Genomic DNA, 17,641 nt, shown 5'->3' on the forward strand with positions numbered 1-17,641 from the left:
CGGCGGGCCGAAACTGGTGCGGCGGTTTGGCCGAAAAGTCGAGTACGCTTGCGCTTTTCCGGTTAATTCCGCGTCACGGAGGCCTCGGACCTCACGCGGGATTGACGCGCCGCCTTACGGCCGGCCTCCCGCACGACGGTGATGGTCGCGCCGTCGCTGTCGATCAGACAACCATGCAAACTTGTCCGCTTCAGGGCTGGTTCCATCCGCAGGCGATCGGTCAGCGTTTCGACCGGCGCGAGGTCGTGCGGCTTCTGGCCGCCACCGACCCGCGCCAAGAGGTTGGCCACCGCCCGGATCGCCACCGCGCGCGGCAGCTTGTTCAGCTCGGCGCGGGCGATCGCGCCGGCCCCGCTCACCGGGTCGATGTCGGCAGCCGCCGCGGCCGCCATGCGGGCGATCGCCTGGTCGGCATCGCGCATGCGGTCGGCAAAGCGCGACAGGCGGCGCGCATCGAGCCCCAGCGCCGCCAGCTGCGGCAGCATCTGGCGCCACCGCACCCGCTCGTAACCGCGATCGGAATTGCCGGGATCCTCCGCCGGGATCAGCCCGGACGCGGCGACCAGCCGCGCCAGATCCGCAGGATCGACGCCGAGCAGCGGCCGCACCACCACCAGTCCGCCGATCTCGGCAAAGTAGTCCATGCCGCGCAGCCCCTCGAGGCCGGAACCGTGCGCAAGGCGCATCAGCACCGTCTCGGCCTGGTCGGCGAGATGATGTGCGGTCAGAAGAATTTCGGCGCCATCGGCCGCCATCGCCGCGGCAATCAGCCCGTAACGGGCGGCGCGGGCCGCCTGCTGGATGCCGGTCTTGGGCTTGGGGCCATCCCAACGGAGCACCCGCGCGGCGAACCCCAGCCGGCCGGCGGCGTCGGCAACATAGGCCGCCTCCCCTGCCGCCTCGGGCCTCAGGCGATGATCGACCGAATAGACCACGAACCGCTCGTGCAGGCCGTGCCGGTCGGCGAACTCGGCCGCCAGCAGCAGCAGCGCCAGGCTGTCGGGCCCGCCGGAGACGGCGAGCCCGAGCCGTCGGAATTCGCCGAGCGGCGCGAAGATCGCGTCGCTGTCGATCAGCTCACCGGACATTGCGCCTTCCGCGTTTCCTCCTCCAACCGCTGCGTGAACGCCGGGCTGAGCTGCGGATAGCGCTGCTTGAGGGTGAAAAAGGTGCGGCAACCGACATCGACCTGGTCGGCGCCGACCAGCGCCACGCCGAGCTTGAGCATCATGTCCGGCGCGCGCTTGCTGTCCTTGTGCTTGGTGTAGCCGTCGGCCAGTACCTGCGCCGCGTCGGTGAATTGGCCCTGCTGGATCAGCGCCTCCCCCAGCCAGTTGATGGCGTCGGGAGTTTGCGGATCGTCGGGATAGAGCGCGACGAACTGCTGGAACTGATCGGCTGCAAAGGCATAGTCGCCGCGTGTCATGGCGTCATAGCCGGCGGCATACTGGGCATTGGCGTCGCCATTCGAGATGCCTCCGCCGCCACCCAGCGACAGGTCGAGCGGACGGCTGCCGAGCGGATCGTCCTCGGTCATGGTACCGAGTTGATCGATGCCGCCCTTGAGCAGCGGATCGGCGGAGTCGCCCAGATTGTCCATCGGGGCGCCGTCGCCGAGGCGGTCCATCGGCGCATCGGTCCCGCCATCGGCGAGCGGGGTCGGCTGTTCGGGCTGCGGCGCCGTGTCGGCGGTCTCCGGAGCGTTCGGGGCGGAAGTATCCTGAGCGGGGCTCTGCGGCAGCGTATCGGACGGCGTCACGCCGTCAGTTGGCGCTGCCGCCTGCGGTTTTCCCCCAGCACCGCCTTCCAGCTGCTGGAAGCGGAACTCGTTGTCCTCGGTCTGCTTCTGCAGCTGCGTCTGCATCTGGGTGAGCTGGAACTCCAGTCCCTCGACGCGGCCGGTCAGGGTGCGGATCAGATCCTCGAGTTCCTGGATGCGAACCAGCAACTGAGCGCTCGACTGCTGGTTCTGCGCCACGTGGATGCGCGTCTCGGCCACCATCCTTGGGGCCGGCAGCGTCGCATCGTCGGCCGGCAAGGGGCCAGTCGCAGCCAGGGCCGGCACGGTCAGCACCGAGGCCAGCAGCGCGGCATAGATCGCGGGTCGGCGGCGGGTCGATCCACGGGTTGGGGGGAGTTTCACCATCAAAGCTCCGTCGTGTCCGGAAAGGGTCGGAATGTCGCACGCGGCCCACCGGCCGCACCACGCTGATTTAGCGTGACCATTGGATTAGCGCAGGATTTCGACAAAAAGAAAGCGCCGGGCCCATTTACATGGCGCCCGGCGCTTATGCCTCCAGTCGAACATGGCTTCGGGGATTACGCGTGAGACACCGCGTGGCCGCGGCCTCCGCCCCGAAGCCCGCTCGAGCCTATTGTACGACCGTCACAGCACGGCGGTTTTGTGACCAGCACGAAATATCGTTGCAGATGGCCACAGGACGTTCCTTGCCGAACGACTTGGTGGTGATGCGGCGCTGGTCGACGCCCTTCGACACCAGGTAGTTGACCACGACCGAACCGCGCCGGGCGCCCAGCGCGATGTTGTACTCGCGCGTGCCGCGCTCGTCGGCATGGCCTTCGATCAGGATGCGGTAGTTGGTGTAGCGGTTGAGCCACTGCGCCTGCTTGTCGAGCGTCGCCATGGCCGTGGGGGTGAGGCTGGAGGAGTCGGTTTCGAAGAACACGCGGTCGCCGACGCTCACCAGGAATTCCTGCTGGCTGCCCGGGGCGCCGCCGCCCGGCCCGAGATTGCCGACGCCGGTCCCGCCGCCAGCACCATTGCGTGAACAGGCCGCCACGGCGACCACGAGAACCACCAGCGCGGCAGCACGCAGCACGGCGATGAGGGGCGTTACTGAACGCATCCGGGTTGACTCCTAATCGGAAGGATTTGAGACGCCTTTTTTACCGATGGTAATCTTAAGGCGCGGTTGTCGCGCTTGGTTAATTGTTGGTCATTCTGGCGCGAATGTGGCCTGAATCCGGGCTTTTCCGTGGTGTTGCGGTGAAGACACGGAAAGAGCGAATGGTGATGGAAGGCACGGCTGCTTCCGTTCCTCTGTCCATTCACAATTCACAATTCACGTCCTGCCTCACCCTCTGAGCGGCGACCAGCTCGGATCCGACGCGAAGCTCTCGGTCTTGAGGTTCAGCTCGTTGCGGCCCCAGATGTCGATCGAATGCAGGCTCGGGCCGGCGTCGCCGCCCGGCTCGCGGAAGAAGCCGATGACCCGGCTGTTCGGTGCCCAGGTCGGGCCTTCCTGCACCTGGCCGGAAGACGACAAGATCCGCTCGCCCGAGCCATCGGGCTTCATGATGCCGATATGGAACTGCCCGCCGGACTGCCGGGTGTATGCGATGAGGCTGCCGTCGGGCGACCAGACCGGAGTGGAATAGCTGCCTTCGCCATACGAAACACGCTGCGCCCCGCCGCCGCCCGCGCCCATGATATAGAGCTGCGGGCTGCCGCCACGGTCGCTCTCGAATACGATGCGCGAGCCGTCCGGCGCAAAGCACGGTGACGTGTCGATCGCCGCCCCGCTGGTCAGTTGGGTCGGATTGCCGCCCCCGACGCCGGCCTGGTAGATGTTGGTGGTGCCGCCGTTCGACACCGAAAACACCACCGAGCCGCCATCGGGCGAGAAGCGTGGCGCGAACGACATCGGGGCGCCGTTGATGAGCTTTTTGGAGGCGCCGCCGAGCCCGGCGACATAGACCTGCGGGTTGCCGTCCTCATAGGAGGTGAAGGCCACCGAAGCGCCGTTGGGCGACAGCCGCGGCGTCAGCGTCAGCGACTTGCCCGAGCTCAGGTACTGCACGTTGAAGCCATCCTGGTCCATGATGGCGAGGCGCTTGACCCGGTTGGCCTTGGGGCCGCTCTCGGCGACATAGAGGATGCGGGTGTCGAAATAGCCCGAACCGCCCGCCAGCGAGGTGTAGATCGCATCCGAGACGATGTGGGCGATGCGGCGATAGTTCTGCGCGTCGGTCTTGTACGACTTGCCGACCACCTGGGCCGAGGCCTGCGTATCCCAGACCCGCACCTGCGAGGCGACTTCGGCGCCGCGCTCCACCGAGCCCATCACCAGTGCATCGACCGACGCCGTGCGCCAGGAGGCGAAATCGGGCTCGTTGGTGACGTCGCCGACACGGATCGGCAGCGATGCCGGGTCCAGCGGCACGAACAGCCCCGAGCGCTTGAGGTTGTCGCGCACGATCTGCGCAATCTCGGCGCCGAAGCTCGGGTCCGACGAGGCGAAATCCGGAATGGCAATCGGCAGCGGCGTGAAGTTACCGCCGCTGACGACGATCTCGACCAATGCCTGCGACGGGGTGGCGAGCGCTAGGGCGCCGCCGGCGAGACCGAGCTTGAGCGCGTTGCGCCGGGTGATCAGGGTCATGTAAGTCTCCATCCGGATACTGTGACGGGCATCAGAAATCTCTGGCTCGGAAAGTTGCTTTGACGTCTTGGCCGGCGACCATCATGTACGGGCCACAACGTGACACCGCACGCGACATGGCACCCGCATAGGCGTTCGCCATGGCGTCGCTGGTGGTCCCCACCACCTCCGGGCGCCCCGATACCGAGCCATCGCCGGCAACTGTGAATTGCAGTTGCACTTCGGAACCGGCCTCCGTGGCACCGGCCGGTACGGACAGGCACCCCTTCAATTGTGCGATCAGCGCCCCGATGTCGGACTGGCTCAGGGTTGCCGAGCGGCCATCCTCACGCCCAAGCGTCGCCTGGCCGCCGGAGCCGGTGGTGGCGCCACGCGATTCCTCGTTATTGATCAGGTTGGCCACCTCGTCGGCCACCTTCTGAGCCTGGTCGGCCTTGGCCTGCTCGATGCGCTTCTTCTCTTCGGCCGCCTTGCGCTTCTTTTCTTCCTCGGCCTTCTTCTTGTCCGCTTCTGCCTTGGCCTTCTCGTCGGCCTGCTTCTGCTTTTCCGCCTGCTGCTGCTTCTTGAACTCGGCGCGTTTCTGCTCGAGCGAGGCCGTGCGCACCGTCGGCTTGGGCGCGGTTTCAGCGGGCGTCGGGGTCTCGGGTGTGGCGACCGGCGCCGGCTCGGCCGGGGCCGGCTCTTCGACGGGTTCAGGCACCGGCTCGGGCTGCGGCTCGGTCACGGGACGCGATGCCGGGGTCGGAGGAACTGGCTCCGGCTCCGGCTCGACCACCGGCTCGGCCGCCGCCTCAGGCGCGGGAGCGGTCTGCTCGGTCGGAGCCGGAGTGGGGTCCGTATTGTCCATCGGAGTCGGCTGGTCTTCCTCCGTATTTCCGGTGGGCTGCGCCAGCTCGGCCGGCTTCTCGGACTCGACCACCGACGGTGCCTCGGTCTCGACCACGGTGCTGTCGAGGGTCCCCATACGAATATTGTCGAACTCGGTGACCGGGATCAGGTCGACGGCGATCGAGTCCACCGGCGTCGGATCCATCGGTCGCCCCATGCCGATGCCGACGACCGCGAGAACGATCAGTCCGACATGCCCGATGGTGGAAACCGTGAACCCGGTGCGCATCAGCTTACTGGCCCTGCTGCTGCGCGGCCTGTTCCGTGATGAGGCCGATCTTGGCGTAGCCGGCGCCCGACAGCGCCCCCATCACCTGCATCACCGAACCGTAGTTGGCGGCGAGGTCGCCCCGCACATAGATGCGGTCTTCGGTGCCGTTGACGGCAACCGCGGCGACCTGCGCAACGAGGTCGTCGAGCGTCACCGGATTGTCGCCGAGGAAGATCGCGCCCTCGTTGGTCACCGAGATGGTGATCGGCTTCTGTTCGGTATTGAGCTGTTTGGCCTGCGTCTGCGGCAGCTCGATCGGCACGCCGACCGTCATCAGCGGCGCCGCCACCATGAAGATGATCAGCAGCACCAGCATCACGTCGACCATCGGCGTGACGTTGATCTCGCTCATCGGCTTGGAGCCGCCGCCGCGCCGCCGGCCCCGACGGCGTCCGCCGCCTCCGCCGCCGCTGGATAGTGCCATTGCCATCAGCGGGCACCCCGCGCTTCGAGCTGCCGGCTGAGGATGGTGGAGAACTCGTCGGCAAACCCTTCCAGCCGGCCGACCAGCTTGTTCGCATCACCGCTCAGCTTGTTGTAGGCGATAACCGCCGGAATGGCGGCGAGCAGGCCGAGCGCGGTGGCGAATAGCGCCTCGGCGATCGGGCCGGCGACCACGCTGAGATTGGTGCTCGATGCGGCCGAGATGGCGGTGAAAGCGTTCATGATGCCCCATACCGTGCCAAAGAGGCCAATGAAGGGCGAGGCCGAGCCGACGGTGGCGAGGAAGCCGAGGCGCTTCTCGAGGTTCTCGCTTTCGCGGCTGATCGCCACGTCGAGCACCTTGTCGAGCCGGCCCTGCACCCCGACGAACGAGGACGCGTTCTGCTCGTGGCTGCGCTTCCATTCCTTCATCGCGGCGACGAAAATGGCGCCCAGCCCCATCGAGGGCTTTTCGCTCATCTGCTGGTAGAGTTCCTCGAGCGACTGGCCCGACCAGAACACCCGCTCGAAGCGGTTCATCTCGGCCTTGGCGCGCGCATAGAGCATGGACTTGTCGACGATGATCGCCCAGCACCACACTGAAGCGCCCAACAAGCCGATCATCACGGTCTTGACGACGAGGTCGGCCTGCCAGAACAGCGCCCAGATCGAAAGGTCGGCATGCGCAGTGGCCGTGCCAACGGCGTCCATGGCTTCCATGTAAGGGTCCTTCTCAGTCCGGCCCCGACGACCGAAACTTGATCGTCGGGTCGATGCGGTCCAAATTTGTCAAATTTAAGAGAAAAGCCCGGAATCCCGGACCTTTGGCAGCGCTGTTCGAGCACTGCCTTACTTATGGTCAAGCAAGTGTTAACAAAGCGATTCCTCGCGCTTGTGTGATCGCGGCGCATTGGCGCAGCGCAACCCTCCCGTTCCGCCGACGTTTGCTTCCCAGCCCCGCCGGACGGGTATCCGAGCGGGGGTTCACCCAATGAGAGGGAGACACCCAGATGCATCTCAACCTGACACGGACTTTGCTCGCCACCGCGACGGTCCTCGCCTTCACCGCCATGCCGGCCTACGCCGAAACGTTGAAGTTCATCGCCGACCTGAAAGGCGCTTCCGAGGTGCCGCCCACCGACTCGACCGGCACCGGCAAGGTCGAGGCGACGCTCGATACCGATACCAAGGTCTTCACCTGGACCATCACCTATGAAGGCCTGAGCGGCGACGCCACTGGCGCCCACTTCCACGGTCCGGCGGCCGAAGGCGCCAACGCCGACCCGGTGGTGCCGCTGGCCGACCCGCTGGCGAGCCCGATCAACGGCAACGCCACGCTCACCGACGATCAGATCACCCAGCTCAAGGGTGGTCAGTGGTACTTCAATCTGCATACGGCGAAGTTCCCCGATGGCGAAATCCGCGGCCAGGTCGTGGCTGCCGCGATGTAGGACCTTCACCAGAACAGGCTTGGGCCGTCGGTCCCTCTGGGGGACCGGCGGCCGGTTTTTATGCCTTGAGCAGGTCCAGCAGTTCGCGCGGCATGCGGGCCGCTCCACCGCTTGTCTTGATCGCCACCACCTGGACCTCGGCCCGGGTGATTTCCACGCCTTGGCGGCTGATCGACTGCACCAGGTTGAGACGTGCCGCGGTGAGCGAGGCAACCTCGGTCGTCACCTCCAGCAGGTCATCGATATGGGCGGCCGCCTTGAAATCGATGGTCATGGTCCGCACCGCGAAGGCGATGCCATCCTTCACCAGCTCGGAGTGATGCACGCCGCGCTCCCTCAGGAACTCGGTGCGCGCCCGCTCGAAGAAGTGCAGGTAAGCCGCGTGGTAGACGTTTCCGGAAAAGTCGGTGTCTTCGTAGTAGACCCGCGCGGTGAACTGGCTGCCGCTCATACCGCCTCGCGGTCGAGCAGATGAACCGTGCCCCGAGGCAGTATCCCGAGACGGTCGCGCAACAGTTCGGGGTGGAAGGTGTGCGCCGCCAGCGACTGGGGCGTCGCCTCGACCCATCGATATTCCATCTCGACATCGCCCTCGTAACAGCGGTGGCAGATATCGGTGTCGTGGTAGGGGAAGTCCTCCCCCACTTCGACGCCGAAGTAGAGACCGACTTCGTGGAACTGCTGACCCTTTTCTGCGTAGAACGACTCGATGACGAAGGCGAGCGGCCCCACAGCCACGGTGTGACCGAACTCTTCCTCGATCTCCCGCACCAGCGTTTCCGGACTGGCTTCCCCCTGTTCGACCCGGCCGCCCGGTAGGAAGGTACCGTGTCCGGCCTTGAGGTTCTGGATCAGGACTCGACCATTCCTCAGCGCGATGGCCGCCGCGCGTAGGTGAAAGCGGTCGCCCCCGTCATCGAAGCAGACCATCCGGTCGTGTCGCAACACTGCGCGATGCTCAACCATACCGGCTCCTCAACTGCATGACGCACTCCGGCCAGAAGGGTTGGCCTGCGTCGACATCCGTGACGCGGGAGAGCCAGATCATGCCCGGATCATTCACTCTTCACCCGGCTCCTCGAACAGGCTGCCCTGCATCCCGACAAAGCCCTGCGGCGTGGCGAGCCCCAGATGCTGGAACGCCAGCGTCGTCAGCATGCGGCCGCGCGGCGTACGCTGGATGAAGCCCTGCTGGATCAGGTAGGGCTCGACGATCTCCTCGAGCGCATCGCGCGGTTCCGACAGCGCCGCGGCGATGGTTTCGATGCCCACCGGGCCTCCGCCGTAGAAATCGGCGATCACCCGGAGGTAGCGACGGTCGAGCTGGTCGAGCCCGCGCGCATCGACGTCGAGCCGCAGCAGCGCCCGGTCGGCGATGGCCCGGGTGATCTCCTTGGCCCCTTCGACCAGCGCAAAATCGGTAACCCGGCGCAGCAGCCGTCCGGCAATGCGCGGCGTGCCGCGCGAGCGGCGCGCCACTTCCATCGCCCCATCCGGCGCCATGCCGATGCCAAGCAGGCGGGCGCCGCGCTCGACGATCTTCACCAGTTCTTCGGGGGTGTAGAAGTTGAGCCGGATCGGGATGCCGAAACGGTCGCGCAGCGGCGTGGTGAGCAGCCCGGCGCGCGTGGTGGCGCCGACCAGGGTGAACTTCGCTAGGTCGATCCGCACCGAACGGGCTGCCGGGCCCTCGCCGATGATCAGGTCGAGCTGATAGTCCTCCATCGCCGGATAGAGCACTTCCTCGATCGCCGGGTTGAGCCGGTGGATCTCGTCGATGAACAGCACGTCGCGTTCTTCGAGGTTGGTGAGGAGAGCCGCGAGATCGCCCGCCTTGGCGATCACCGGACCGGAGGTGGCGCGGAACCCGACGCCAAGCTCACGCGCCACGATCTGCGCCAGCGTGGTCTTGCCCAGGCCCGGCGGGCCGACGAACAGCACATGATCGAGCGCCGCGCCGCGCTGCTTCGCCGCCTGGATGAACACTTCGAGATTGGCCCGCGCCTCGGCCTGCCCGATGAATTCCGAAAAGCCGGAGGGGCGAAGCGAAACATCGAGCGGGTCATCCCGTCCGGCGTGGGCGGAGGTGAGGTCGGTCACTTGAGGAGTTCCATGCCGGGGACATATTTGGCGGCGTCGCGGTCGAACGTCGCGGTAGTAACACCCGCTTCCTCGCCGGCACTGGCGATCAGCAGGTCGGGCAGATCGAGCTTCGATCGAGTGTAGTTGGCAACAGCCCACTCGACGCGATCACGATGCTCGACCACGAAGTCGTCGGAGTCGAGCAACCACTGCACGGCCTGACGAACCTTCTGAAAATCATACCCATAGTGACGGTTGAGGACCCAGGCGAGCTCCACAACGACGACCAATGACACGAATGCCGGATCGGCGGCGGAGCGGGTTGAAAAGAAGGCTTCGGCCAGCATCCGCTGTGGTTCATCTGGCACCAGCAGCCGCACGATGACGTTGGTGTCGACGCCGATCATTGCTTCAGTGTGCGCACATACCGCTCGACGATCGCATCTCCGATCGCCTTGTGCATGTCCTCGACACTGGTGTTCGTCACCCCGCTCGGAGGCGGGCCGAGCCTGCCGGCCAGATCGATAGCCCGAAGTTTCCGAGGCTTTACGATGACCTTGCCGTCATCCACGATCCATTCCATCTGCGTTCCCTCTTCGAGGCCCAGAAAGTCCCGCACTTCCTTCGGGACCGTCGTTTGACCTTTGCTGGTCATCTTGCCGGTATACCTTGTCCTTGCAGGCAGAGATTTCCCAGACATCGCTCTCGCTCCTTACTTTTCTAGAATAGTAAGGAGTTTCGCCTCTTTCAAGGCTAGCTGCTCAACTCCTTGAGCCCCAGCCGGATCAGCTTGTCGGTCGGCACCTCGTTGCCTTCACGGCCGACCACTCGCGCCACCGCGGCCGAAGCCTGGGCGCTCGAGTAGCCGAGATTGGTGAGCGCCGAAACCGCGTCGGCGACATTGCCCGCCGCGACGCCCTCGCCCAGGGCCGCCTGCAGGCCCAGCACACCGGCGTCGATGGCGCCTGCCGGGGCCTTGCCCTTGAGCTCGGTGACGATGCGGATCGCCAGCTTGGGGCCGACACCATTGGCGCGCCCGACCATCGCCTTGTCCTGCAGTGCAATGGCGCTCGCGAGTTCGGACGGAGTGAGGACGGAAAGGATGGCGAGCGCCACCCGACTGCCAACCCCCTGTACCGTCATCAGCGTAGTGAACCAGGCTTTCTCGGCTTCGGTGAAAAAGCCGTAGAGCCGGATCATGTCCTCGCGGACGATCATCTCGGTATGCACCACCGCCGCGTGGCCAACCTGCGGCAGCGCCGCCAGGGTCTTGGCCGAGCAGAACACCTCGTAGACCACGCCATTCACGTCGAGATGCGCAAAGTCGTCGCCGAAGCCGTCGACCATGCCCTTGAGTTTGCCGATCATGCAGGAACACTCAGCTTGCGAATGGCGCGATGGTGCGCGTGGCAGACGGCGATCGCCAGCGCATCGGCCGCGTCGGCGCCCTTGAAGGTCGCCGTCGGCAAGAGGATCTTGATCATCATCTGGATCTGCGCCTTCTCGGCGTGCCCGGTGCCCACCACCGATTTCTTGATCAGGTTGGCCGCATACTCGCCCACCGGCAGCCCGCGCAGCGCCGGCGTCATCAGCACCACGCCGCGTGCCTGGCCCAGTTGCAGCGCCGAGCGCGCTCCGGCCGACACGAACGTCTCCTCGACCGCCGCTTCCTCGGGCGCGTACGCGTCGAGCACGCCGGCAATGCCGTGATGCAGTTCCACCAGCCGCTCGGCGAGCGTCCCCTCCACCGGCGGGGTGATGGTGCCGCAGGCGACAAAACTCAGCCGGTTGCCATTGCTTTCGATAATGCCCCAGCCGCAGCGCCGCAGCCCCGGATCGATGCCGATGATTCGCACTGTTTCAGCCATTTCGAAGCATTAGGTCAGGTCGCCGAACCTACCAAGCGCTTTGTGAACGAAACGGAAACGTTACACCGAATTAGCTGCGATCCGCGCCTTCGGATTAATCAGCATTCAAGCATTGGTCCCGTAAGCCGGACGCATTCACTCCGGGGGACGCGGAAATGAACAAGCCTGGGCTGCCACCTTCCGAGTGGGGCGTCGTCTGGCGGCGCACGTCGCTCATCATCATCGCCTCGACTGCCGGGTCCTGGGTGATCTCCAACCTGGTGATGATGGCGCTGAACCAGGGGATGAACGATGTCGGCACCATCCTGGCGCTCGCCATGCCCGCCGTGCTCGGCGGCCCGATCCTCTTGTTCCTCCAGATCCGCTCGGCCCAGTTGCGCGAGGCCAACCGCAGGCTGGAGCTGCTGGCTTCGACCGACTGGCTGACCGATTGCCTCAACCGCCGCGCCTTCACCAGCCGCGTCAGCTCGAGCCTCACCCAGACCGCTGGCCACGGCACCCTGCTGGTCATCGATGCCGATCACTTCAAGACGGTCAACGACCGTTTCGGCCATGAGCGCGGCGACGAAGTGCTGCAGCTGATCGCCAATGCCATCCGCGACAATGTACGCGAAGGCGACCTCGTCGGCCGCATCGGCGGCGAAGAGTTCGGCGTGTTCCTAGAGGATGCCGGCGCCGAGGCCGCCGATCTCGCGGCTGAACGCATCCGTGCCGCGGTCAATGCGCTGTTCATCAGCTCCGAGGGGCTGGCTCAGCGCCTGTCGGTGAGCATCGGCGGCGCGGTGTGCGCCGGGAACGCCGGCTTCTCCGAGTTGTTCCGGATCGCCGACCGTCGCCTCTATGAGGCCAAACGCGCCGGCCGCAACCGCGTCGAGCTCGGCGGTTTGCCGCTCGGTGCGATGAGTGCGGCCCTCAGCTGATCGCCATCGATAGATAAAATCCCCTCTACCGGCTTGAGGCGATTTCAACTCGCCTTCGCTAGCGTTTCGGTCTGCTACACCGAGGTGCCGAAGGGACGCTCAGAGTGGATTTTTCGCCCACCGGACAGGGCCGCGTCTACCTGGGGACGGCACTGGGCACGCTCGGCTGCATTGTCGTGGCGCTGCTGGTGGATTCGTTCAATTTCCACAACCTGAGCCCCGCCGCGCTGCGCTGGTCGATCGCCATCGACATTCTGGTGCCGATCGCGCTCGCCGTGCCCATGCTCTACCTGTTGCTCAGCAAACTGCGCCAGCTGGCTACCGCCCACGACCTGCTGCGCCACCATGCTGCGACCGACACCCTCACCGACCTGCTCAACCGGGGCGCCTTCACCCGCGAGGTCGAGGAGGCGCTGGACGATGCCCGTTTCTCCGAAGACGGCATGCGCGGCACCTTGCTGGTCATCGACGCCGACAACTTCAAGGCCATCAACGATACCTTCGGTCACGAGCAGGGTGACGCAGCGCTGCGCCGCATCGCCGGAGCCATCCGCAGCGTACTGCGCGCCGCCGACCTGGTGGGGCGCATCGGCGGCGAGGAGTTTGCCGTCTACCTGCCCGGCACCACGCAGTTGATCGCCGAGGCCGTGGCCGAGCGGCTGCGCCTCGCCGTGTACGACACGCTGTTCACCCCGGACGGCAAACCGCACCAGCTGACGGTCAGCGTCGGCGGCGCCGTCTACGATCGCTACCTGCCCTTCGCCGAGCTGTTCCGGCTGGCCGACCAGCAGCTCTATGTTGCCAAACAGAATGGACGCAACCGAATCGCGGTCGCGTCCATCTCGCATTACGAAAGCCTGCCCGCCACGGCGGCCTGACCGAGGTCGGCGCCAAAGGCGTCGATCGCGCTTCGAGCCGTCAGGCGGCGTCGATCTTGGCCATGTCCTCGTCGGAAATGTCGAAGTTGGAGTAGACGTTCTGCACGTCGTCATCCTCTTCGAGAATGCCGATCAGCTTGAGCAGGGTCGCACCTTTTTCCGCATCCACCGGCACTTCGTTCTGCGGCTTGAAGATGAACTTGGCCGATTCCGCCTCGCCCAGCACTTTCTCGAGCGCTGCCGCGACTTCGTTCAGCTGTTCGAACGAGGTGTAGATCCAGTGCCCGTCTTCATCGCTCTCGACGTCGTCGGCGCCGGCCTCGATCGCCGCCTCCATCACCTTGTCTTCCGAGCCGGCAGTCGCCGGATAGAAGATCTCGCCGACGCGGTCGAACATGAAGCCGACAGAATTGGTTTCGCCCAGCGCGCCACCGTTCTTGGAGAAGGTCGAACGCACGTTCGACGCGGTGCGATTGCGATTGTCGGTCAGCGCCTCGACAATGACCGCGACGCCACCCGGGCCATAGCCCTCGTAGCGGATCTCTTCGTAATTCTCACCGTCATTGCCCGCCGCCTTCTTGATGGCGCGGTCGATATTGTCCTTGGGCATCGACTGGGCACGCGCGTTCTGCACCGCAAGGCGCAGGCGTGCGTTGAATGCCGGGTCGGGCATGCCGAGCTTGGCGGCGACGGTGATTTCACGGGCGAGTTTGGAGAACACCTTCGAGCGAGCCGCGTCCGACTTGCCTTTGCGGTGCATGATATTTTTGGCGTGCGAATGGCCGGCCATGCGGTCACCCCTCGTGTCTGAGGCTGAATTGAATGGGCGGGCTTATAGTCAAATCGCCGCGGCCTGTGAAGCGGGCTCAGAACGCCGGTTCCACCTGCGCCAGCGAGCCGCCGACCCTGAGCGGCGACAGCTTGGCGACGAGGCCGGTCCGCGGATCGGTCTCGATCGCCACGCCGCTCAGCGTCGCCTCGCCTTCCGCCGGAGTAAAGCGTCCGGTGGCGATGCCGGTGAGGAAGCGGTTGAGCGGTTCGTCGACCTCGACGCCGATCACCGAGTCATAGTCGCCGCACATGCCGGCATCGGCCATCAGCGCCGTGCCGCCTTTGAGGATGCGGTGGTCGGCCGTCGGGATATGGGTGTGGGTGCCGACCACGAGGCTCACCTTGCCATCGAGGAAGTGCCCCATCGCCTGGATCTCGGACGTCGCCTCGGTGTGGAAATCGAGGATGATGGCATCGGCCTGCTCGCCCAGCGGACAGGCCGCCACCGCCGTTTCCACCGCCCGGAACGGGTCGTCCACCGGATCCATGAACACCCGGCCCTGGGCATTGATCACCAGCACGCGGTGCCCGGCGCCGCTCTCGTAGAGATTGGCACCGCGCCCGGGCGTGCCGGGCGCCAGGTTGATCGGCCGCAGCAAGGTCGGCTCGCGGGCGATATAGGTCAGGGTATCGCGCTGGTCGAACGCATGATCGCCCAGCGTCACCACATCGGCGCCGGCCGCCTTGATCTCGGCGAAGTGCCCCTCGGTGAGGCCGCGTCCATGGCTGGCGTTCTCGCCGTTGATCACCACGAAATCGAACTTGTGCTTGTCGACCAGCCCGGCCAGGCGGTCGGAAACGGCGTCGCGGCCGGCCTTGCCGACCACATCGCCCAGAAACAGAACTCTCACGTAACCGGCGCCTTTTTCTCGAAGTTGCGCACGCCATGCTCGGTGACGATGGCGTCGAGCGGCACATCGTGCGCCTCGCGCGGGATCAGGTCCACCTCCTGCAAGGCGAAGGCGAAACCGATGAGACGCGGACGCTTTTCGAGGCTCGCCAGCGTGCGGTCGTAATAGCCGCCGCCATAGCCGAGGCGGGTGCCATATCTGTCGAAACCGAGCAGCGGCATCAGGATGACGTCAGGCACCGCCCGCGGCGCTTCCTCGGCTGGCGCCAACGTGCCGAAGCCGGCCTCGTAAAGCGGCGCGCCGTCCTCCCACAGACGCAATTCCAACGGCTGCTCGTCGCCCAGCACAACCGGAAGGCAGACCGGCTGGCCGGCATCCATCAGGCGAGCGACTACGGATTTGACGTCCATCTCGTCGCGGATCGGCCAGTAGCCGGCAACCACTTCGTCCTTCTGGAGCGGCACGCCTTCGAAGAAATGCGCTGCCGCCGCCTTGGCGGCGTCGCTGCGCAGTGACGGGTGAAAGGCCTTCCGCCGCTTGTGCGCTTCGGCGCGAAGCGCCGCTTTCGCCTGTTCGATCTTTGCGTCGCTCATCGGGCCTTCTGGAGCGGAATCCGGAAAGTGCAGGCTCTTGCGGTTTGATCCCGCAACTCGGTCAACCGAGAAATCCAGGTGCCGCCCTGGCCGTGGGATACAGATCCTGGGAACCTACTTTCGTAGGTGGGCGCCGTATGTCCGAACCCACGGGTCCGGTCAGGTACAGCTCCCTTAAGGATCAGTACGGCCCCAGGGAAAAATGATCCAGCACGCACCGGGCAGCACCCACAATATAGGGTCGCTCGGCCGTCAACGCCAAGCGCTTCTTTCCATTTCCACCTGCGGCGCGGCCACGATCGGGAAAAGCTGCAGACATTTGAGGCTCGATCTCGCGACCAACCGAAAACTTTGGACGAGAGGGCGATGCAACCGGACGCAGTCCTGCCCTATATCACTCGGACAAAAGGCTTGAGGGGCGGGCATGGTTTCACGGATCCTCCTGGTGATGATCGCCGCCATCGCGGTCACCATCTTCGCGGAGCGGCGCAACATTCAGGCGCCGTTGCTACTGGCGCTGGTCGGTCTCGCCGCCTCGTTCATTCCCGGCCTGCCGCGGCTGGAGCTCGAACCCGAGATCATCCTCACCGTGGTGCTGCCGCCGCTGCTCTACTCGGCGGCGACGGAGTTCTCCTTCATCAGTTTCATCAGGCGGCTCCCCTCGATCATCAACCTGGGGGTGATCCTGGTGTTGGTGACGACTTTCGTCGTCGGCGCGGTGTCCGCCTCGATCATTCCCGGCATGACGCTCGCGGTTGCGACGGTGCTGGCGGCGGTGGTCTCACCGCCCGATGCGGTGACCGCGGTGGCGGTCGGACGCAAGCTGGGGCTCCCCAGCCGCATGATGACGGTGCTGAAGGGCGAGAGCCTGATCAACGACGCCGCGGCGTTGACGCTGTTCGCCTTCGCCACGGCAACGGTGACCGGGCGCCACCTGTTCATCGACAATGGCTTGCTCTACTTCATCTACGCGGTCGTCGTCGGCATCTTCATCGGCATGGTGATCGGCGCCATCGTCCACCGCACCAGGCTGCGCATGAGCAATGCCTCGCTCGTCACCGTGCTCTCCGTGCTGGTGCCGTTCGCCGCCTATCTGGTCGCCGAAGAAGTCGGCGCTTCGGGCGTCCTCGCCGTGGTCGCGGCGGGGTTCTCGCTGGGGCACAACTCCACCGAGGCCGGCTATGCCGCCCGCATCCAGGAGCGGCAGTTCTGGCGCACCGCCGATGCGCTGCTCGAAGCCTTCGTCTTCGCCTATATCGGCCTGCAGATGAAGTTCGTCATCGACGAGGCGACGGCCACCGGCTTCAGCCTCATCGAGCTGCTCGGCCTGTCGCTGGTCGTGCTCGTCGCGGTGATCCTCGTGCGCATCGCCTGGGTATTCGGCACCGGCTTCGTCTCGCGCTGGCAGACCCGTCGGGTCCGCGAGTCGATTGCCCGCATCAAGGCCGGCGAGGAACCGCCACGGCGCTTCGGTCGCCGCCGTGACGGCCGCTTCGAACGCCGCCGGGAGATGCTGCGGCAGGGCGGCTACGATGTCCCCGAGCCGTTCAGCTGGCAGGAGAACCTCGTCATCTCGTGGACGGGCATGCGGGGCGTGGTCACCCTTGCCGCCGCCGCCGGTATTCCACTGCTGACGCTCTCGGGCGAGGCATTTCCGGGGCGCGACATCATCCAGTTCGTCGCCTTTGCCGTCACCATCGGCACCTTGCTGGTGCAGGGTCTCACCCTGCCCTGGCTGATCAACCGGCTCGGCATCTCCGACCCGGCCGAGGACAAGTACCGCGCCGCCCAGCATGCAGTCGCCCGCGACATTGCCGATGCCGCCGGCCGGGCGGCGATCACCGCCTTCCGCGACGGACAGACCGACCCCAAGGCCCGCGCTGCCGCCGAGCAGATGCTGAAGCGCGCCAGCATCGAGGATGCTGCGGAACGCCAATCACATACCGAGCACGACACCATGGTGCTCGAACTCGGCCGCACCGTGCTCGAGGCGCGGCGCGCCGCTCTGGTGGCGGCCCGCGACGAACGCAAGCTCGACGACGAGGTGCTGCGCGAGATCATGGAAGAGATCGACCTGCAGCAGGCGGTGCTGGCCAACTGGGAACCAGGCCGGTTCAGCGGTTGAAGCAATACGCACAACACCGGTGATCGCGACAACCACACGGTAACGCGCGTTGACTAG

The 17,641-nt window shown here is 65.7% G+C and carries 21 protein-coding genes and 1 other RNA gene; 4 read left to right on the forward strand and 18 right to left on the reverse strand.

The features are described 5' to 3' along the window. Positions 1-62 precede the first annotated feature (62 nt). The 7 genes from tilS to tolQ form a co-directional block, all read right to left on the reverse strand. Positions 63-1,088, reverse strand: a complete 1,026-nt coding sequence (gene tilS / locus APS40_RS05835) for a tRNA lysidine(34) synthetase TilS (protein ID WP_055046161.1) — start codon at positions 1,086-1,088, stop codon at positions 63-65. After that, positions 1,073-2,146, reverse strand: coding sequence for a tol-pal system protein YbgF (ybgF, locus tag APS40_RS05840; protein ID WP_055046162.1), 1,074 nt, complete (start codon positions 2,144-2,146; stop codon positions 1,073-1,075). Before ybgF ends, tilS begins: the two co-directional genes overlap by 16 nt. A gap of 226 nt (positions 2,147-2,372) precedes the next feature. Further along, on the reverse strand, positions 2,373-2,867 hold the full coding sequence (gene pal, locus APS40_RS05845; protein ID WP_055046163.1) for a peptidoglycan-associated lipoprotein Pal: 495 nt from the start codon (positions 2,865-2,867) through the stop codon (positions 2,373-2,375). A gap of 228 nt (positions 2,868-3,095) precedes the next feature. Then, positions 3,096-4,403, reverse strand: a complete 1,308-nt coding sequence (tolB, locus tag APS40_RS05850) for a Tol-Pal system beta propeller repeat protein TolB (protein WP_236884206.1) — start codon at positions 4,401-4,403, stop codon at positions 3,096-3,098. Between the two features lie 31 nt (positions 4,404-4,434). Then, a complete protein-coding gene (locus APS40_RS05855) occupies positions 4,435-5,520 on the reverse strand; it encodes a hypothetical protein (RefSeq protein WP_055046165.1) in 1,086 nt (361 codons plus the stop codon). Positions 5,521-5,524: 4 nt separating this feature from the next. Further along, positions 5,525-5,992 carry a protein TolR gene (gene tolR / locus APS40_RS05860; RefSeq protein WP_055046166.1) on the reverse strand — a complete coding sequence of 156 codons (468 nt, stop codon included), beginning with the start codon at positions 5,990-5,992 and terminating at the stop codon, positions 5,525-5,527. After that, complete coding sequence (tolQ, locus tag APS40_RS05865) at positions 5,992-6,696, reverse strand: protein TolQ (protein WP_055049563.1); 705 nt, start codon at positions 6,694-6,696, stop codon at positions 5,992-5,994. The genes tolR and tolQ overlap by 1 nt, the downstream gene beginning before the upstream one ends. A gap of 299 nt (positions 6,697-6,995) precedes the next feature. Here tolQ and APS40_RS05870 point away from each other — a divergent pair, with 299 nt between their 5' ends. Continuing rightward, positions 6,996-7,436, forward strand: a complete 441-nt coding sequence (locus tag APS40_RS05870) for a CHRD domain-containing protein (RefSeq protein ID WP_082434216.1) — start codon at positions 6,996-6,998, stop codon at positions 7,434-7,436. A 58-nt stretch (positions 7,437-7,494) separates the two neighbouring features. Here the strand turns inward: APS40_RS05870 and APS40_RS05875 are convergent, their stop codons facing one another. The 7 genes from APS40_RS05875 to ruvC form a co-directional block, all read right to left on the reverse strand. After that, complete coding sequence (locus tag APS40_RS05875; RefSeq protein ID WP_055046167.1) at positions 7,495-7,887, reverse strand: YbgC/FadM family acyl-CoA thioesterase; 393 nt, start codon at positions 7,885-7,887, stop codon at positions 7,495-7,497. Further along, positions 7,884-8,402, reverse strand: a complete 519-nt coding sequence (locus APS40_RS05880; protein ID WP_082434218.1) for an NUDIX hydrolase — start codon at positions 8,400-8,402, stop codon at positions 7,884-7,886. Before APS40_RS05880 ends, APS40_RS05875 begins: the two co-directional genes overlap by 4 nt. Positions 8,403-8,495: 93 nt before the next feature. Continuing rightward, positions 8,496-9,536: a Holliday junction branch migration DNA helicase RuvB gene (gene ruvB, locus APS40_RS05885; protein WP_055046168.1), complete on the reverse strand. Its 1,041-nt coding sequence runs from the start codon at positions 9,534-9,536 to the stop codon at positions 8,496-8,498. Beyond that, entirely contained in the window at positions 9,533-9,925 is a 393-nt protein-coding gene (locus APS40_RS05890; RefSeq protein WP_055046169.1) for a PIN domain-containing protein, read from the reverse strand. The genes ruvB and APS40_RS05890 overlap by 4 nt, the downstream gene beginning before the upstream one ends. Beyond that, positions 9,922-10,173: an AbrB/MazE/SpoVT family DNA-binding domain-containing protein gene (locus tag APS40_RS05895; protein WP_236884207.1), complete on the reverse strand. Its 252-nt coding sequence runs from the start codon at positions 10,171-10,173 to the stop codon at positions 9,922-9,924. The genes APS40_RS05890 and APS40_RS05895 overlap by 4 nt, the downstream gene beginning before the upstream one ends. A gap of 98 nt (positions 10,174-10,271) precedes the next feature. Next, positions 10,272-10,886: a Holliday junction branch migration protein RuvA gene (gene ruvA / locus APS40_RS05900; protein WP_055046171.1), complete on the reverse strand. Its 615-nt coding sequence runs from the start codon at positions 10,884-10,886 to the stop codon at positions 10,272-10,274. Beyond that, entirely contained in the window at positions 10,883-11,386 is a 504-nt protein-coding gene (ruvC, locus tag APS40_RS05905) for a crossover junction endodeoxyribonuclease RuvC (RefSeq protein ID WP_055046172.1), read from the reverse strand. Before ruvC ends, ruvA begins: the two co-directional genes overlap by 4 nt. 155 nt (positions 11,387-11,541) lie before the next feature. Between ruvC and APS40_RS05910 the strand changes: the two genes are divergently transcribed. Continuing rightward, complete coding sequence (locus APS40_RS05910) at positions 11,542-12,306, forward strand: GGDEF domain-containing protein (protein WP_055046173.1); 765 nt, start codon at positions 11,542-11,544, stop codon at positions 12,304-12,306. 104 nt (positions 12,307-12,410) lie between these two features. Then, the gene (locus tag APS40_RS05915) at positions 12,411-13,184 is read left to right on the forward strand and encodes a GGDEF domain-containing protein (RefSeq protein ID WP_055046174.1); all 774 of its coding nucleotides are present in this window, start codon (positions 12,411-12,413) and stop codon (positions 13,182-13,184) included. Positions 13,185-13,224: 40 nt separating this feature from the next. Here APS40_RS05915 and APS40_RS05920 read toward each other — a convergent pair whose 3' ends face one another. From APS40_RS05920 to ssrS, 4 genes are all read right to left on the reverse strand, one after another. Continuing rightward, complete coding sequence (locus tag APS40_RS05920) at positions 13,225-13,974, reverse strand: YebC/PmpR family DNA-binding transcriptional regulator (protein WP_055046175.1); 750 nt, start codon at positions 13,972-13,974, stop codon at positions 13,225-13,227. A 76-nt stretch (positions 13,975-14,050) separates the two neighbouring features. Beyond that, the gene (locus APS40_RS05925) at positions 14,051-14,866 is read right to left on the reverse strand and encodes a TIGR00282 family metallophosphoesterase (RefSeq protein ID WP_055046176.1); all 816 of its coding nucleotides are present in this window, start codon (positions 14,864-14,866) and stop codon (positions 14,051-14,053) included. After that, on the reverse strand, positions 14,863-15,459 hold the full coding sequence (locus APS40_RS05930) for a 5-formyltetrahydrofolate cyclo-ligase (protein ID WP_055046177.1): 597 nt from the start codon (positions 15,457-15,459) through the stop codon (positions 14,863-14,865). The genes APS40_RS05925 and APS40_RS05930 overlap by 4 nt, the downstream gene beginning before the upstream one ends. Positions 15,460-15,533: 74 nt before the next feature. After that, a non-coding RNA gene (gene ssrS / locus APS40_RS24405) (6S RNA) lies at positions 15,534-15,690 on the reverse strand. 193 nt (positions 15,691-15,883) lie between these two features. On the opposite strand from ssrS, the gene APS40_RS05935 reads away from it, so the two are divergent. Beyond that, positions 15,884-17,584: a cation:proton antiporter gene (locus APS40_RS05935; protein ID WP_055046178.1), complete on the forward strand. Its 1,701-nt coding sequence runs from the start codon at positions 15,884-15,886 to the stop codon at positions 17,582-17,584. The last annotated feature ends 57 nt before the right edge of the window (positions 17,585-17,641 follow it).

It is taken from the genome of Devosia sp. A16 (assembly GCF_001402915.1).
Classification (GTDB): Bacteria; Pseudomonadota; Alphaproteobacteria; order Rhizobiales; family Devosiaceae; genus Devosia_A.

Excerpts from the sequence above, each read along its gene's own strand:
- APS40_RS05880 (WP_082434218.1), bottom strand. The coding sequence starts at position 8,402 with ATGGTTGAGCATCGCGCAGTGTTGCGACACGACCGGATGGTCTGCTTC.
- APS40_RS05875 (WP_055046167.1), bottom strand. The coding sequence starts at position 7,887 with ATGAGCGGCAGCCAGTTCACCGCGCGGGTCTACTACGAAGACACCGAC.
- tolQ (WP_055049563.1), bottom strand. The coding sequence starts at position 6,696 with ATGGACGCCGTTGGCACGGCCACTGCGCATGCCGACCTTTCGATCTGG.
- APS40_RS05855 (WP_055046165.1), bottom strand. The coding sequence starts at position 5,520 with ATGCGCACCGGGTTCACGGTTTCCACCATCGGGCATGTCGGACTGATC.
- APS40_RS05930 (WP_055046177.1), bottom strand. The coding sequence starts at position 15,459 with ATGAGCGACGCAAAGATCGAACAGGCGAAAGCGGCGCTTCGCGCCGAA.
- pal (WP_055046163.1), bottom strand. The coding sequence starts at position 2,867 with ATGCGTTCAGTAACGCCCCTCATCGCCGTGCTGCGTGCTGCCGCGCTG.
- ruvA (WP_055046171.1), bottom strand. The coding sequence starts at position 10,886 with ATGATCGGCAAACTCAAGGGCATGGTCGACGGCTTCGGCGACGACTTT.
- tolB (WP_236884206.1), bottom strand. The coding sequence starts at position 4,403 with ATGACCCTGATCACCCGGCGCAACGCGCTCAAGCTCGGTCTCGCCGGC.
- APS40_RS05920 (WP_055046175.1), bottom strand. The coding sequence starts at position 13,974 with ATGGCCGGCCATTCGCACGCCAAAAATATCATGCACCGCAAAGGCAAG.
- ybgF (WP_055046162.1), bottom strand. The coding sequence starts at position 2,146 with ATGGTGAAACTCCCCCCAACCCGTGGATCGACCCGCCGCCGACCCGCG.
- APS40_RS05870 (WP_082434216.1), top strand. The coding sequence starts at position 6,996 with ATGCATCTCAACCTGACACGGACTTTGCTCGCCACCGCGACGGTCCTC.
- APS40_RS05895 (WP_236884207.1), bottom strand. The coding sequence starts at position 10,173 with ATGACCAGCAAAGGTCAAACGACGGTCCCGAAGGAAGTGCGGGACTTT.
- tolR (WP_055046166.1), bottom strand. The coding sequence starts at position 5,992 with ATGGCAATGGCACTATCCAGCGGCGGCGGAGGCGGCGGACGCCGTCGG.
- APS40_RS05890 (WP_055046169.1), bottom strand. The coding sequence starts at position 9,925 with ATGATCGGCGTCGACACCAACGTCATCGTGCGGCTGCTGGTGCCAGAT.
- APS40_RS05935 (WP_055046178.1), top strand. The coding sequence starts at position 15,884 with ATGGTTTCACGGATCCTCCTGGTGATGATCGCCGCCATCGCGGTCACC.
- tilS (WP_055046161.1), bottom strand. The coding sequence starts at position 1,088 with ATGTCCGGTGAGCTGATCGACAGCGACGCGATCTTCGCGCCGCTCGGC.
- ruvC (WP_055046172.1), bottom strand. The coding sequence starts at position 11,386 with ATGGCTGAAACAGTGCGAATCATCGGCATCGATCCGGGGCTGCGGCGC.
- APS40_RS05910 (WP_055046173.1), top strand. The coding sequence starts at position 11,542 with ATGAACAAGCCTGGGCTGCCACCTTCCGAGTGGGGCGTCGTCTGGCGG.